Consider the following 13,997-nt stretch of genomic DNA (forward strand, 5'->3'; position numbering starts at 1 on the left):
ATCGCATCGACCAGCCGGATCCCGCGCCCCGATTCACCGTCGGGTCCGGCTTCCTTGAGCACAGCGGGCGCCGGGTTGTGGTCGGTTACCGAGACACGCACCACGTCGACGCCCACCGTGATGCGGAGCACGACTTCGCCCTCACCGTGGACTACGGCGTTGGTGACCAGCTCCGAGACGGCCAGTACGACGAGCCCCGCCACCGGCTCCGAAACACGGCACCGCCGCAGGAACGCCCTGGCTATGCGCCGCATCTCCCCGACCTTCGCGAGGTCGGGGAGAAGGGCCGCCTGACAGGCATGGGATGCCGCCGGTACCTCTGCCCTCGCCCATGCGCCGGGCTCGTCTTCCTGAACCGGCCTGACGCATGACGCGCCTGCTGTAGCCGCACAGCTACGGATGCCCCCGCCGGGCGGGGCCGCCTCTTGGAGCCTGGTCATGTGGGCTATGGCACCGCGCGGCGACGCCGTCGACCAGGGGAATCCAGAGGGGGAAAAATATGTCAAGGGGGAAACTGTAGGGGGGAATTGAGGCCATGATTGGATTCCGCCCACCAACAGAGGTCACACTCATGCCAGACCCGTTCGCCGACCTGCTCCTCCGGCTTCGGCAGGAGGCGGGCCGGACTCAGGAGGAGCAGGCGGAGGCGATCAACGCTGTCTCCGGCCGGGACACCATGACCCGCCGAGAGATCAGCCGTTATGAGAACTTCGAGAACATTCCTACCAACCACACGATCGGCCACATCGCGGCGGCCTGCGGTGTCCCCTTCGAGGAACTACAGCGAGAGGCCAAGGCCGCCCGCGCTCGGAAGAGAAAGGGGCATGCCGATGCAGGGGAGGAGCAAGACGCCGTGAAGCGTCGCACGCTCCTGGGTAGCGCCACCATCGGCGTGAGCGTGGCCGCCGAGCCCTGGGGGCGCCTCGCCTTCGCCCTCAGCAAGGGGGCCAAGATCGATTCGCCCGCTGCCGCCGCGCTCATCGACCGAGCCGCTGAACTGCACGTCCAGGAACTTAACCTCAGCGCGCGGCGGCTACAAAAAACGGTCGAGTCGCATCTTGACGCGATCACTGCGGCCCTGCCTCGTGCAGGCGATCACGAAGGCGCTCTCACCATCGCCGCCGGAGAAACCGCCGCTCTGGCCGGTTGGGTGGCCTGGGACCTGGGGGAGCACGACAAAGCCAACGCCTACTACAAAGTCACGTCGCAGTGCGCGGCGGCTGCCGGGCATCCTCCACTCCGAGCCCTGGCCCTGACCTACAGCAGCTACGGCGCTTTGACGCCAAAGGCGAAGATGGAGTTCCTCTCCCAAGCCGCCAACGACGTGCGCGGCCACGGTAACGCTACTGCTGCCGCCTGGGTTCTCGGTAGGCATGCGGAAGAAGCTGCGGCGGCCGGCGACGAGGTGGGGGCGCTCCGGGCGTTAGACCGAGCGCGCTTCGCTTACGATTTCGCGGACCACGCCAGCGAGCAGGCATGGGTCAGGTTCGTGACCCCATACCGCATGGACTCGTTGGCCCTGTCCGTGTACGGCCAGCTGAGGCGTCCCGAGCTCACGTCCACAGCTGATACCGCGGTCGACCGCCTCGGAGACGGACTACCGGACGGGGGCGTCGTGGTCCTCGGTGATCTCGCTTCGGCCCTACTGCGTGGGGGTGACGTCGACCAAGGCGTCTACGTGGCACGCCAGTTTGCTGCGGCGGCACAGGCCAAGCCCAACACCATGGGCAAGGAGCGGGCGGCGGCTATTGCAGCGTTGCTTCCTGACAGCGAACACGAACTTGCCGTTCATTTCCGGCGGTTCGCATCCTGATCCACCTCGGGTGGCACGCGGCACGCCCAGGGCGCCAACGCCGCCGACGCCCGGCCCGTGGCTCCTCAGTCCGATTCCGTCTCCTCGAAGACCCAGGACAGGTACGCCTCCGACCCGCCGGTTACGGGCAGAGTGATCCATTGGGGGACCTCGTACGAGTGCTTCTCGTGCACCCACGCTTCTAGCGCGGGTAGACGGTCCGTCGTAGTCATATACGAGATGCGCCACTCCCGCGCCGCCTCGACCTTCCCCTTCCACCAGTAGAAGGCGGTGATTGGCGCATCAATGTGAACTCCCGCTGCAAGCTTGCTCTCGACCGCACCTCGGGCCAGCATCGTCGCCTGCCCCTCGTCGTCGCTGGTCGTCTGCGCAATCACAATATCGTGGGCCATGCAACTACCTCTCCAGCTTGGGTACCGCGACCCTACCCAGCCGTCCAGGGCACACCGAAAGCTGGTAGCCACCCCTCAAGGCGAGTGAGGCTCGACCACGTGCCTGTACCAGTCAGGTGCCGGTGGGCCATGCGAGGTGGCGCGTCGCTTCGGCACCGCGGTGGCAGGTTCTCATCAACGAGGTCGTGCGGCTGCATGAGGCAGGCGCCGGGGCTCGTGCGCTTCACAAGCCCACGACAGGAGGATTTGCTGGCTGTCGGCGGCCATTCGCTCACGGCAGACGAGAAATAGGACCACAGGACTGGATACCTCCGTCCGGACCATGTCAACGTACAACGTCCCGGAAAACACCAGGCCAGGATGTGCAGATGGTCCACTGCGGCTCGGGTTGCGAAATGCCTTGGAATCCTGCACCCGTTTGACTGCCTTGCTGGCAGGGCTCCTACTTGGGGAGGTCCGCCTGTCTGATCCCGCTATTCGATCCGCTCACTTCACTGCACCCGCTCTTTATACCCGCGGCGCGTCTGAACGCCTGGTACAGCCAGGCAGCCGGCGACTACGGGACCCTTTCCGCCGAGCTGTACGTCTGCCTTTGCGTGGCTGGCCTGTTCGGCGAGGACCTGTTGCAACCCGGCTATCGCAGCGTCAGTGCCGCCCTCGCATACCGTGCGGCACGTCTTGGCGCCGCAACACGGCAAGTGGCACTCGCCATCAGGACGAGCGACTCGCTGCCCGGAATCTCGACCGCCTCACCGATGACGGTCTGCTCGTGCTCGCCACGGACGGCGCGCACCTGGTTGCGCGTCGGCTGGCCCTGGCTGCGGCGAGCCTAAGCCGATGCTGCCTTCGTGATGCGGTGCGCAACATAGACGACGATCGCCGGTTAGCAAAACCGGCGATCGTGAGGTTCCTTGAGGACGTTCGCATGCGCGGCTGTGCTTGGCGGCGGAGCTGCAGCGAACTCAGCAGCCCGTGAAACGGAATGGCACTGGTCTGGTGCCAGCCAGATGATCCGGCGCCCTGCTCGTGCAGGTCCCCTTGAAGGAGAGTGAGTACCCCCTGTCCGTTCCGATCAAGAAGCTTCCACCCAACTCCAGGGGACAGGTGCGCTACCGGTTCGTAGTCGACGTAGGCATCGACCCTGCCACCGGGAGGCGCAAACAGCTGACTCGTACGTTCGCCACTCTCAAGGAGGCGAAGGCTGAGTACGCGCGCATCACCAACCGCCGCGAGGAAGGGACGTTCGTACCGCCCAACCAGATAAATGTAAATGAGTGGCTTGATCAGTGGCTGGCCATGAAGGCAGAGGATCTAGAAGAGACCACTATTTACAACTATCGGGTTACCCTCGATCGAGTTCGGGGGAGGTTGGGGCGCATCCGGCTTCAAGAACTCACCGAGGAAGATGTAGAAAATTGGATGCACTGGGCGTTGAAGCATGGGCGGGTGCGCGGTGACAAAGCAGGTACTCCGCTTGGAGTGACCAGCGTGGAGATGAGTCTCGCCCGATTGAAGGACGCCCTGAATCGAGCCGTTACGCGTCGGCTAGTAACCATGAATGTAGCCCAACATGTGACCATCCCACGTAGGGCACGTAAAGAAGAGCGAAAGAAGAAGCAGGAGGTGAAGCCGTGGAACGTGCAGGAGATTCAGACGTTCATTCACGGTGTCCGGACAGAACGGCTTTACGCTGCTCTCTTGCTGTCCCTCATGGGTCTACGTCCGGCTGAAGTCTGCGGACTCCGATGGGAAGACGTGGACTTGGAAGCCGCCACGATCACCATAGCCAACACGCGGACAATGATGGGGAATCGGTACGTTGTGGAGAAGGACACCAAGTCCCTGGCCGGGGAACGGGATCTTCCTTTGCCGGCACCGGTGCTGGCTGCCCTCAAGTCGTTCAGGGCTCTCCAAGCCAAGGAGAAGCTCGTCCTCGGTGAGGCTTACTCGGATTCCGGATACGTCGTGGTGCACGAGACCGGGGAAGCCTTCACGATCAAGCAGCTCCGCAGACGCGCTTACCGGCTCATGGAGATCCTTGAACTCCGCAGAGTGCGCCTCTACGACGCTCGCTCCTCCTGCCTCACATACCTCGCCAACAAAGGCGTGCCGGATCACATCCTTGCCCGGTGGGCCGGACACACGAACGTCAAGACCACCAAGAAGTGGTACGTGAAGCCGGACGTGGAGGACCTCCGCGGAGCCGCCACAACGTGGGACGGCCTGCACGGTGCTGCGACGGAGGGGCAAGCGTGACTCAGGCGGCCTGCCGATTTAGCGACCTGCCCAGCCGTATGGCAGTCAAATCGAGTGGACCCGGAGGCCGCTGCTGGCTGTGGACCAGCGACGGCAAGGGGGGGAGGGGCGGCCAGGCTACGGCCAACGTCTCCCCTCCTGCGAGGCAAGGCAGAGCTTGCCCGCCGTGTGGCGTTCGGGCTGTTCGTCGGTGAATCCCGGAAGGTTTTCAGGTGCGTCATGTCGATCCTTGGGGACGGCACTACACGCTTTGCTGCAAACCAGACCGTCTGGAAGCCGTGCCGAGGGTGGGAAGCTGTGCGGCGCAGGGATTGGGAGGGTGCGCGAGCCGGGAGGACGCGCTGTCCCCACGGTCAGGCGTGCACATCGAAGAACCCGTACGTGGACCCATGAGGGTCTCGGCGGTGCCGGGCGTGCCGCGCCGCGAGGGGCACGAGCCGCCGGGTTCACCTGGCCGTGTGAGATTTCGTGAGACGTGAGAGGGTCTGGGGCGTGAGTGAGACACCACCGAACACCCTGCAATACCGCTTTGACGGGCCAGAAGACGCTCCTGTCCTGATCTTGGGTCCCTCACTGGGTACCACATGGCACATGTGGGACCGCCAGGTGCCGGAGCTGGCCGAGCAGTGGCGGGTCTTCCGGTTCGACCTGCCCGGCCACGGCGGCGCCCCCGCCCGCCCGGCCGGCTCCGTCGCCGAGCTGACCGGCCGGCTGCTGGCCACGCTGGACGCGCTCGGCGTGCACCGCTTCGGCTACGCCGGCTGCGCCCTCGGCGGTGCCGTCGGCATCGAGCTGGCCCTGCGCCACCCCGAGCGGCTCGCCTCGCTCACGCTGGTCGCGGCCTCGCCCCGGTTCGGCACCGCCGACGAGTTCCGGCAGCGCGGAGTGGTCGTCCGCACCAACGGGCTCGACCCGATCGCCCGGACCGCGCCGGACCGCTGGTTCACCGGCGGCTTCGCCGCCGCCCAGCCCGCGATCACCGAGTGGGCCGTACAGATGGTGCGCACCACCGACCCGGGCTGCTACATCGCCGCCTGCGAGGCCCTCGCCGCCTTCGACGTCCGCGCCGAACTGGGCCGGGTCGGCGTGCCGACCATGGTGCTGGTCGGCTCCGACGACCAGGTCACCGGCCCCGCCGAGGCCCGTACCCTGGTCGCCGGCATCCCGGACGCCCGGCTCGCGGTCGTTCCGGGCGCCTCCCACCTGGTGCCGGTCGAGCAGCCCGCCGCCGTCACCGACCTGCTCGTCCACCACTTCTCCACCGCCTGGCAGCAGCCCTTCGACACCGGACAGACCGCCCTGCCGGCCGCCCCGGCCGTGCCCGTGCCGGCCGCGCCGCAGCCCGCGCCGGTCGCCGAGATCGCCCCGGCGGCCGTGCCCGCCCAGCCCGCCGCGCGGCCCGACCGGTACGACACCGGGCTGAAGATCCGCCGCGAGGTGCTCGGCGACGCGCACGTGGACCGGACGCTCGACCAGAGCGACGAGTTCTCCGGGGACTTCCAGGAGCTCGTCACCCGCTACGCCTGGGGCGAGATCTGGGGCCGGCCGGGCCTGGACCGCCGCACCCGCAGCTGCGTCACGCTCACCGCGCTGGTCGCCGGCGGCCACCTGGAGGACCTGGCCCTGCACACCCGGGCGGCGCTGCGCAACGGACTGACCCCGGACGAGATCAGGGAAGTACTGCTCCAGACGGCCGTCTACTGCGGGGTGCCGGCCGCGACCGGCGCGTTCCGGGTGGCCCAGCAGGTCATCCGGGAGGAGACCACGCCCGCGGAGTGACGCCGCGCCGGCCGCCCGTACGCGGCAGGATGGTGAGGCATGAAGCTCACGAAGAAGTCCCACGCCTGTGTCCGCCTCGACAAGGAGGGGCGGACGCTCGTCATCGACCCGGGAGGGTTCTCCGAGGAGGACGCGGCGGTCGGTGCGGACGCGATCCTGATCACGCACGAGCACCCGGACCACTTCGACGAGGGCCGGCTGCGCGCCGCCCTGGAGGCGAACCCGGCCGCCGAGATCTGGACCCTGAGGTCCGTCGCCGACCGGATCACGGCGGCCTTCCCGGGCCGGGTGCACACCGTCGGCCACGGCGACACCTTCACCGCCGCCGGCTTCGACGTCCAGGTCCACGGCGAGCTGCACGCGGTGATCCACCCGGACATCCCGCGCATCACCAATGTCGGCTACCTGGTCGACGACGGGCAGATCTTCCACCCCGGCGACGCCCTCACCGTCCCGGACCACCCGGTGCGGACCCTGATGCTCCCCGTGATGGCCCCCTGGAACAAGATCTCCGAGGTCATCGACTACGTCCGCGAGGTGGGGCCGCAGCGCGCCTACGACATCCACGACGCCCTGCTCACCGACCTCGCCCGCCCCATCTACGACAACCAGATCGGTGCCCTGGGCGGCACCGACCACCAGCGGCTCGCCCCCGGGGCGTCCACGGAGGTCTGAGCGCCCGGGCCGGCGTTGTCGGACCCGCCGGGTAGGTTGTGAGACATGCGCATCGCTACCTGGAACGTGAACTCGATCACCGCCCGTCTTCCCCGGCTGCTGGCCTGGCTGGAGAGCAGCGGCACCGACGTGCTCTGCCTCCAGGAGGCCAAGATCGCCGAGGAGCAGTTCCCGTTCGACCAGTTGCGCGAGCTGGGGTACGAGGCCGCGGTCCACGCGACCGGCCGGTGGAACGGGGTGGCGGTGCTCTCCCGTGTCGGCATCGACGACGTGGTCAAGGGCCTGCCCGGCGACCCGGGCTTCGACGGCGCGACCGAGCCCCGCGCCATCGCCGCGACCTGCGGCCCGGTCCGCGTCTGGTCGGTGTACGTGCCGAACGGCCGCGAGGTCGGCCACCCGCACTACGCCTACAAGCTCCTGTGGTTCGAGGCCCTGAAGGCGGCCGTTTCCGGCGACGCGCGGGCCGGCCGCCCGTTCGCCGTGCTGGGCGACTACAACGTGGCGCCGACGGACGACGACGTCTTCGACCCGGCCGCCTTCGAGGGCGCCACCCACGTCACCTCCGCCGAGCGCGCCGCGCTCGCCGACCTGCGCGAGGCCGGCCTGACCGACGTCGTGCCGCGCCCGCTGAAGTACGAGCACCCGTTCACGTACTGGGACTACCGCCAGCTCTGCTTCCCGAAGAACCGCGGCATGCGCATCGACCTGGTCTACGGGAACGAGCCGTTCGCCCAGGCCGTCAAGGACGCCTACGTCGACCGCGAGGAGCGCAAGGGCAAGGGGGCCTCCGACCACGCGCCGGTGGTGGTCGACCTGGACGTGTGATGCCACGCTGGGTCCATGCACCTTCCGTTCCTGGGCCCCCGGCACAAGAAGAACGGTGAGGCGGCGGTGTCCGCCGACCCCGAGGCGGTCGCCGAGCTGCTGTCCGAGTGCGAGCTGCTCCGCTCGCAGGCGGCGCAGGCGGGCGTCCGCCTCGACGACACCCCGGCCTCCCTGGAGGCCCTGGACCAGATGGTCCCGCGCTGGCGGGACGATCCCGAGATCCTGCCCTGGCTGGCCCACGACGCCGGGCTGTACCTGGGCACGGTCGTGGTGCGCACCGTGCCCGGCGCCGAGTGGCGGATCCGGACCGACGGTGAACCCGTCGTGCAGCTCCCCTCCGGACGTGCCGCGGAGGTGGTGCCGGCCGGCCAGGAGTGGGCCGCGACCGGGGTTCCCGAGCTGTCCCAGCTGTACGCGGAGATCGCCGAGAGCTGACCCGGCGGGGCCCTTCGGCCCGCCCCGCTGACGTAAATACGGCTAATGCCCGAAAAGTGCGTGTCGTTCCTCAACTCCGCAGTCGTCTGGATAGGTTGCGGCAACCACGACACAGCTGAAAGTGAGTAGGGCTGCGGATGGCCGTCGATCCGTTGATCGAACTGCGGAACGTCAACAAGTACTACGGGGACCTGCATGTCCTGCGGGACATCGACCTCACCGTCGGCAAGGGGGAGGTGGTCGTGGTCATCGGTCCCTCGGGTTCGGGCAAGTCGACGCTCTGCAGGACGGTCAACCGGCTGGAGACGATCCAGTCGGGCACCATCACGCTCGACGGGCAGCCGCTGCCCGCGGAGGGCAGGGCCCTCGCCCGGCTCCGCGCCGAGGTCGGCATGGTCTTCCAGTCCTTCAACCTCTTCGCCCACAAGACCGTCCTGCAGAACGTCTCCCTCGCCCAGGTCAAGGTCCGGGGGCGCAAGAGGGACGAGGCCGACCGCCGCTCCCGCGAACTCCTCGACCGTGTCGGCCTGCTGAACCAGGCCGACAAGTATCCGGCCCAGCTCTCCGGCGGCCAGCAGCAGCGCGTCGCCATCGCCCGGGCGCTCGCCATGGAACCCAAGGCGATGCTCTTCGACGAGCCCACCTCCGCCCTCGACCCCGAGATGATCAACGAGGTGCTGGAGGTCATGCGGCAGCTCGCCCGGGACGGCATGACCATGATCGTCGTCACCCACGAGATGGGCTTCGCGCGGGCCTCCGCCAACCGCGTCGTCTTCATGGCCGACGGCCGGATCGTCGAGGACCGCAGCCCGGACGCGTTCTTCACGAACCCGAGCAGCGACCGCGCCAAGGACTTCCTCTCCAAGATCCTCAAGCACTGACCCGGGGGAGTGCGAACCGTGTTCCGTACCACCCGTGCCCCCCGCGCCCTGTGCGTGCTCCTCGCCCTGCTCGCCACCGCCTGCGGCAGGGAGGGCAGTCCGCCCGGCAAGGGCCCGGCGCCCGAGAGGCTCCCGCACTACCGGGTGGCCCGCGGCTTCAGCCTTCCCGGCTCCCCGACCTGGACCCGGGCGAAGAAACGCGGCTACTTCGTCGTCGGCGCCAAGGAGGACCAGCCCTACCTCGGCGAGCAGGACCCTGCGACGGGCACCTACTCCGGCTTCGACATCGAGATCGCCAAGATGATGTCCGCCTCCCTCGGCCTCCCGCCGGAGAAGGTCCACTTCCGCACCATCGCCTCCGCCAACCGCGAAACCGCCCTGCAGAACGGCCAGATCGACTACTACGTCGGCACCTACACCATCAACGCGGGCCGCAGGAAGCTCGTCGGCTTCGCCGGTCCCTACTACATGGCGGGGCAGTCGCTCCTCGTACGCAAGGACGAGAACGACATCCACGGCCCGCGGGACCTCGCCGGCAAAAGCGTCTGCTCGGCCGCCGGTTCCACGCCGTACCAGCGCATCGAGGCCGACTACCCGAAGGCGGTCCTGGTCGCCTACGACACCTACTCGGTCTGCGTCGACAACCTCCTCACCTACCAGGTCGACGCCGTCACCACCGACGACGCCATCCTCATCGGCTACGCGGCCAAGGCCCCCGGCGAACTCAAGGTCGTCGGCAGGCCCTTCTCCGAGGAGCCGTACGGCATCGGCGTCCCGCGCGGCGACAACGCCCTGCGCTTCGCCCTCGACGACGCACTGGAGGCACGCGAGAGGAACGGTGACTGGAAGAAGGCGTACGACGCCACCCTCGGCCTCTCGGGCGTACCCGCCCCCCACCCGCCCGCCATCGACCGCTACCCGGCGAGCTGAGCGAGGACGGCATGAACGTACTGACAGACAACTTCTCGACCTACGGCGAGGGTTTCCTCGGCACCCTCGAACTGACCGTCTACGCCTCCCTGCTGGCCCTCTTCCTGGGTTTCGTGATGGCGTCGTTCCGGGTCGCTCCCGTCGGCTCCCTGAGGGTGTTCGGCACGGTGTGGGTCACCGTGCTGCGCAACACCCCGCTGACCCTGCTGTTCTTCGCGGTGCTGCTCGGGCTGCCCCGGTTCGGACTCGTGCTGCCCTTCGAGGTGTTCGCGGTCCTCGCCCTCGGCTGCTACACCTCGGCGTTCATCTGCGAGGTGCTGCGCGCGGGCATCAACACCGTGCCCACCGGACAGGGCGAGGCGGCCCGCGGCCTGGGGATGTCCTTCGCACAGACCCTCTCGCTGGTCGTGCTGCCGCAGGCGTTCCGGTCCGTGATCCCGCCCGTCGGCTCCACCCTCATCGCGCTCGCGAAGAACTCCGCCATCGCGGGCGCGTTCAGCGTGACCGAACTGCTCGGCACGTACAAGACGCTCAACGAACTCGGCTACAGCATCGTCTGGACGTTCGTCTGGATCGCCGTCGGCTACCTGATCATCACGCTCGCCATCAGCGCCCTGTTCCACCTGCTGGAGCGGACGTTCGGAGTCGCCCGATGACCGGGGCCACCGCGCTCTACGACGTCCCGGGCCCGCGTACCCGCCGACGGCACGGCCTCTACGGCGTCCTGTCCGTCCTCGTCATCCTCGCGCTCGTCGCCTGGGTCCTGTACCTCCTGTTCGACACCGGGCAGTTCACGTCCACCAAGTGGCGGCCCTTCGCGTACAAGGGCATCCAGGAACTGCTGCTGCGCGGCCTCGGCAACACCCTCAAGGCGTTCGCGCTCGCGGCCGTCCTCTCCCTCGCCCTCGGCGGGCTGCTGGCCACCGGCCGGCTGTCGGACCACCGGCCGGTGCGATGGCTGTCCACGCTCGTCGTCGAGTTCTTCCGCGCCATGCCCGTCCTCGTGATGATCTTCTTCATCTTCGTGGCGCTGAAGGTGCAGCCGCTGCCCGCGCTGGTCGCCGGACTCACCCTCTACAACGGCTCGGTCCTCGCCGAGGTCTTCCGCTCCGGCGTGCACGCCGTCGAACGCGGCCAGCGGGAGGCCGCGTTCGCGCTCGGCATGCGCAAGACGCAGGTCATGACGTACGTCCTGGTCCCCCAGGCGGTGCGCGCCATGCTGCCGGCCATCATCAGCCAGCTGGTGGTCGCCCTGAAGGACACCTCCCTCGGCTTTCTCATCACCTACCAGGAGTTCCTCCATGCCGGGAAACTCATCGCCTCCAACCTCGACTACGATTTGCCGTTCATCCCCGTGGTGATGGTGATCTCGCCGATCTACATCGGGATGTGCATGCTGCTCTCGTGGTTCGCCGGCTGGGTGTCCCGCCGTGAGCAGCGCAGCCCCAAGACCGAGGCCGTGGCGGTCGCCACGGCCGGCCCTGGGGCGCTGCTGCCGGGTGGGGAGCCCCCCATGGCCCCGAAACCATAAGGGGGGCGGCAGTTCACACGGGCCAGGCTCGTCCGGCGGCAGCCGGAGATCACTGCTCGCCGAGCGGGACGGACACGTACGACGGGTCGTCCGCGGGTGAGGAGAAGGTCAGCTGCGCGCCGGACGGGTTGTGCTCGGCGTAGAGCGGGTCGACGGTGTCGACCACCAGCGCGAGGCGGTGTCCGGCGGGGACGTCGTAGGCCGTGGAGAACAGGTCCAGGTCCACGTCGAACGGTGCGCCGGGCGTCCGTCCGTGCCAGGTGTAGGGCGCGTGCGTGACCAGCTTGCCGATGCCGAGCGGGCCCACGTCGTACAGGTAGGCGACGAGGGTGCCGCTCTCCGCGGTCGGGGTGAGGGTGGTGTGCAGACGGGCCGTGCCGCGCACCCGCTGGGTGTCGCCGTACCGCTCCGACTGCCACACTGCCGCCCAGCGGCGCGGCAGCAGCGGCATGGAGGCCATCGGCGGCAGCTGGGCGACCTGGTCCAGGATGCTCGAGAGGAAGACGATCCCGCCGTCCGCCCCGGAGTCGACGTTGGCGTGGATGGTGGCCGAGCCGGCGAGCGCCACCTTCTTCCGGGTGGCGGTGACCGACTTCCAGTCCGGGTAGCCCTCGTATCCCCCCGCGCTACGGGACTTCAGCCGGACCGGCTGTTCGCGGTCGACGCCGTTGTCGGTGCCCTTGAGGTAGTGGTCGAACCAGCGCCCGGCGTCCGTCCACACGTCGTTGGGCAGCCCGAACAGGCCGGTCAGCTCCGGGGTCGCGTGGTCGCCGGGGCGCAGCTGGAGCCGCTTGGGGACGGTCAGCTTCTCGTAGAAGGAGGCGTACTGGTTCACCGGGAAGACCGTGTCGCCCCAGGCGTTGGCGAGCATGACCGCGGCGCCGTTCCTGTTCAGCTGGTCGACGTAGGTGGCGGCCGAACGTTTCCGCCCCCAGTCGATCATCTGCTGTTCCGTGGTGAGGTCGGAGGCGTACAGGTTGTCGAAGATCTCGCGCAGCTCGGCGCTCTCGCGGCCGGTGAGGGTGGCCGCGCCGTCCAGTACGGCCGCCGCCTGGAGGTGCTGGGTGCGGCCCGAGTAGATCGAGTCGATCAGGTCGGCCCAGCCGCTGAGCGCGGCGACGGCCTTGACGCGCTTGTCCTGGGCGGCGGTGAGCAGGCTGATCCCGGCCCCGTACGACACCCCCGCCATGCCGATGTGCCCGGGGTCGGCCGGGGTGTGCGCGAGGGCCCAGTCGATGACCTTGGAGGCGTCCGCCGTGTCGGGCGGACCGGCCACTTCTATCTCTCCGCCGGACTGCCAGAAACCGCGCACGTTGTAGGTGAGCACCACATAGCCGGCGTCGGCGAGCTTCTGCGCCTGCGCGAGGTATTCCACCTGGGGCAGCGCCCAGCTGGTGGGCAGCACGATGAGCGGGTAGCGGTGTGAACCGTCGGCGCCGGCGGGTGTGACGACGTTCGCCTTCAGTACGGTGCCGCCGTCGCCGCTGATGTCGACGAAGCGGACGGACGGGGCGGCTTGCGCGGCCGGTGCCAGACCGACGACGGAGCCGGCGATCAGTGCCGCGCAGACGGCTCCCGCGGCGGAGGTGCGCAGAGCGGTGCGACCGTGTCCCATGGGTCACTCCCTCACGTGGTTGAGTGCAAAGTGACCCGACGGTAACCGTGGCTCCTTACCGTAAGTAACCCGTCGGTAAGTTACGTACCGGTAAAGGTTGTTGGTCTTTCACTCGGTTCCGGCGGCGGTGGGTTCGGGCAGGGGGGTCCGCGCCGCCCGCGTCACGTCGGCCACCAGCTCCACCACATCGGGGCCGTATGCCTCGGAGTTGACCACCTTCAGCAGCAGAACGAAGGAGCCGGTCCCGTACTTGCGGGCCAGTCGCTCGTGGTGCCGGGCGAGATGGCGGGTGGCGGCCTGGTTGCTGACGGCGGTCTGGCCGCAGAAGAGGAAGACCGGGCGGGCCTCGCGCCGCTCGCCCACGGTGAGCCGGGCGAGCAGCGCGTACTCGCTCCGGCCGCCGTCGAGGGGGTAGTCGTTGCCGTCGATCCGGAAGGCCCACCGGTCCGGTCCGGCCTCCGTGTTCACGCGCACACCCGGCAGCAGAGAGGAGAGGTGGGCGGCCATCCGGCGGTTCGAGGCGGGCCCCCCGAGGCAGAACTCCGTGCGCTCGCCGAAGCCCTGCCGGGCGGCGTCGTGCGCCACGACCTGCGCGTGCGCGTGGCAGTCCTTGATGAGCGCGGACAGTTCGAGCAGGGCGAACACGTCGTGCCGCATCACCGACAGCTCCGGCCCGCCCGCGTTGCGGTTGACCACCAGCAGCGACTCCGCATGGTCGGGCAGCCCGAAGAACGCCTGCTTGCGCCGCAGTCCGCGCCGCCACAGGTAGGTGCGGGCGAGCCAGCCCAGCGCGGCGGAGACGCCCGCCGCTATGACCCCCAGGGCGATGTTGCGCACGTCGTCGTTCATGGCCGCGCATGCTAGC

The 13,997-nt window shown here is 68.7% G+C and carries 14 protein-coding genes; 10 read left to right on the top strand and 4 right to left on the bottom strand.

All coding sequences use genetic code 11. From position 1 onward, the window contains the following. On the bottom strand, positions 1-440 hold a 440-nt coding region (locus AB0B40_RS21245; protein ID WP_362264963.1), incomplete at its 3' end, for an ATP-binding protein. A 131-nt stretch (positions 441-571) separates the two neighbouring features. On the opposite strand from AB0B40_RS21245, the gene AB0B40_RS21250 reads away from it, so the two are divergent. Further along, positions 572-1,813 (top strand): helix-turn-helix transcriptional regulator, encoded by a 1,242-nt coding sequence (locus AB0B40_RS21250; RefSeq protein ID WP_165684222.1) that lies wholly within the window; start codon positions 572-574, stop codon positions 1,811-1,813. Between the two features lie 65 nt (positions 1,814-1,878). On the opposite strand, the gene cutA is transcribed toward AB0B40_RS21250, so the two are convergent. Beyond that, a complete protein-coding gene (gene cutA, locus AB0B40_RS21255; protein ID WP_061916033.1) occupies positions 1,879-2,205 on the bottom strand; it encodes a divalent-cation tolerance protein CutA in 327 nt (108 codons plus the stop codon). Positions 2,206-3,243: 1,038 nt separating this feature from the next. Here cutA and AB0B40_RS21260 point away from each other — a divergent pair. The 9 genes from AB0B40_RS21260 (at position 3,244) to AB0B40_RS21300 (ending at position 11,517) form a co-directional block, all read left to right on the top strand. Beyond that, positions 3,244-4,461 carry a tyrosine-type recombinase/integrase gene (locus AB0B40_RS21260; RefSeq protein ID WP_236580138.1) on the top strand — a complete coding sequence of 406 codons (1,218 nt, stop codon included), beginning with the start codon at positions 3,244-3,246 and terminating at the stop codon, positions 4,459-4,461. A gap of 492 nt (positions 4,462-4,953) precedes the next feature. Further along, on the top strand, positions 4,954-6,240 hold the full coding sequence (gene pcaC, locus AB0B40_RS21265) for a 4-carboxymuconolactone decarboxylase (protein WP_345056715.1): 1,287 nt from the start codon (positions 4,954-4,956) through the stop codon (positions 6,238-6,240). A 39-nt stretch (positions 6,241-6,279) separates the two neighbouring features. Further along, positions 6,280-6,915 carry an MBL fold metallo-hydrolase gene (locus tag AB0B40_RS21270; protein WP_362264966.1) on the top strand — a complete coding sequence of 212 codons (636 nt, stop codon included), beginning with the start codon at positions 6,280-6,282 and terminating at the stop codon, positions 6,913-6,915. A gap of 45 nt (positions 6,916-6,960) precedes the next feature. Beyond that, positions 6,961-7,740: an exodeoxyribonuclease III gene (locus tag AB0B40_RS21275; RefSeq protein ID WP_362264968.1), complete on the top strand. Its 780-nt coding sequence runs from the start codon at positions 6,961-6,963 to the stop codon at positions 7,738-7,740. A gap of 15 nt (positions 7,741-7,755) precedes the next feature. Beyond that, entirely contained in the window at positions 7,756-8,175 is a 420-nt protein-coding gene (locus tag AB0B40_RS21280) for a DUF6278 family protein (protein ID WP_345056721.1), read from the top strand. 137 nt (positions 8,176-8,312) lie between these two features. Further along, positions 8,313-9,056, top strand: coding sequence for an amino acid ABC transporter ATP-binding protein (locus tag AB0B40_RS21285; protein WP_345056723.1), 744 nt, complete (start codon positions 8,313-8,315; stop codon positions 9,054-9,056). 18 nt (positions 9,057-9,074) lie between these two features. After that, positions 9,075-9,986 (top strand): glutamate ABC transporter substrate-binding protein, encoded by a 912-nt coding sequence (locus AB0B40_RS21290; protein ID WP_345056725.1) that lies wholly within the window; start codon positions 9,075-9,077, stop codon positions 9,984-9,986. 11 nt (positions 9,987-9,997) lie between these two features. Then, positions 9,998-10,642 (top strand): amino acid ABC transporter permease, encoded by a 645-nt coding sequence (locus AB0B40_RS21295; RefSeq protein ID WP_362264970.1) that lies wholly within the window; start codon positions 9,998-10,000, stop codon positions 10,640-10,642. Beyond that, entirely contained in the window at positions 10,639-11,517 is an 879-nt protein-coding gene (locus tag AB0B40_RS21300) for an amino acid ABC transporter permease (RefSeq protein WP_362264972.1), read from the top strand. The genes AB0B40_RS21295 and AB0B40_RS21300 overlap by 4 nt, the downstream gene beginning before the upstream one ends. A 49-nt stretch (positions 11,518-11,566) precedes the next feature. On the opposite strand, the gene AB0B40_RS21305 is transcribed toward AB0B40_RS21300, so the two are convergent. Beyond that, a complete protein-coding gene (locus tag AB0B40_RS21305; protein WP_345056731.1) occupies positions 11,567-13,132 on the bottom strand; it encodes a CocE/NonD family hydrolase in 1,566 nt (521 codons plus the stop codon). A gap of 108 nt (positions 13,133-13,240) precedes the next feature. Further along, on the bottom strand, positions 13,241-13,981 hold the full coding sequence (locus tag AB0B40_RS21310) for a hypothetical protein (RefSeq protein ID WP_362264974.1): 741 nt from the start codon (positions 13,979-13,981) through the stop codon (positions 13,241-13,243). Positions 13,982-13,997: the final 16 nt, after the last annotated feature.

Source organism: Streptomyces sp. NPDC042638 (assembly GCF_040647235.1).
Taxonomy (GTDB): Bacteria; Actinomycetota; Actinomycetes; order Streptomycetales; family Streptomycetaceae; genus Streptomyces; species Streptomyces rameus.

What these genes read in the sequence shown, in the direction of transcription:
- AB0B40_RS21275 (WP_362264968.1), top strand. Translation starts at nt 6,961, where the DNA reads ATGCGCATCGCTACCTGGAACGTGAACTCGATCACCGCCCGTCTTCCC.
- AB0B40_RS21285 (WP_345056723.1), top strand. Translation starts at nt 8,313, where the DNA reads ATGGCCGTCGATCCGTTGATCGAACTGCGGAACGTCAACAAGTACTAC.
- AB0B40_RS21270 (WP_362264966.1), top strand. Translation starts at nt 6,280, where the DNA reads ATGAAGCTCACGAAGAAGTCCCACGCCTGTGTCCGCCTCGACAAGGAG.
- AB0B40_RS21305 (WP_345056731.1), bottom strand. Translation starts at nt 13,132, where the DNA reads ATGGGACACGGTCGCACCGCTCTGCGCACCTCCGCCGCGGGAGCCGTC.
- AB0B40_RS21310 (WP_362264974.1), bottom strand. Translation starts at nt 13,981, where the DNA reads ATGAACGACGACGTGCGCAACATCGCCCTGGGGGTCATAGCGGCGGGC.
- AB0B40_RS21280 (WP_345056721.1), top strand. Translation starts at nt 7,756, where the DNA reads ATGCACCTTCCGTTCCTGGGCCCCCGGCACAAGAAGAACGGTGAGGCG.
- AB0B40_RS21250 (WP_165684222.1), top strand. Translation starts at nt 572, where the DNA reads ATGCCAGACCCGTTCGCCGACCTGCTCCTCCGGCTTCGGCAGGAGGCG.
- AB0B40_RS21300 (WP_362264972.1), top strand. Translation starts at nt 10,639, where the DNA reads ATGACCGGGGCCACCGCGCTCTACGACGTCCCGGGCCCGCGTACCCGC.
- cutA (WP_061916033.1), bottom strand. Translation starts at nt 2,205, where the DNA reads ATGGCCCACGATATTGTGATTGCGCAGACGACCAGCGACGACGAGGGG.
- AB0B40_RS21295 (WP_362264970.1), top strand. Translation starts at nt 9,998, where the DNA reads ATGAACGTACTGACAGACAACTTCTCGACCTACGGCGAGGGTTTCCTC.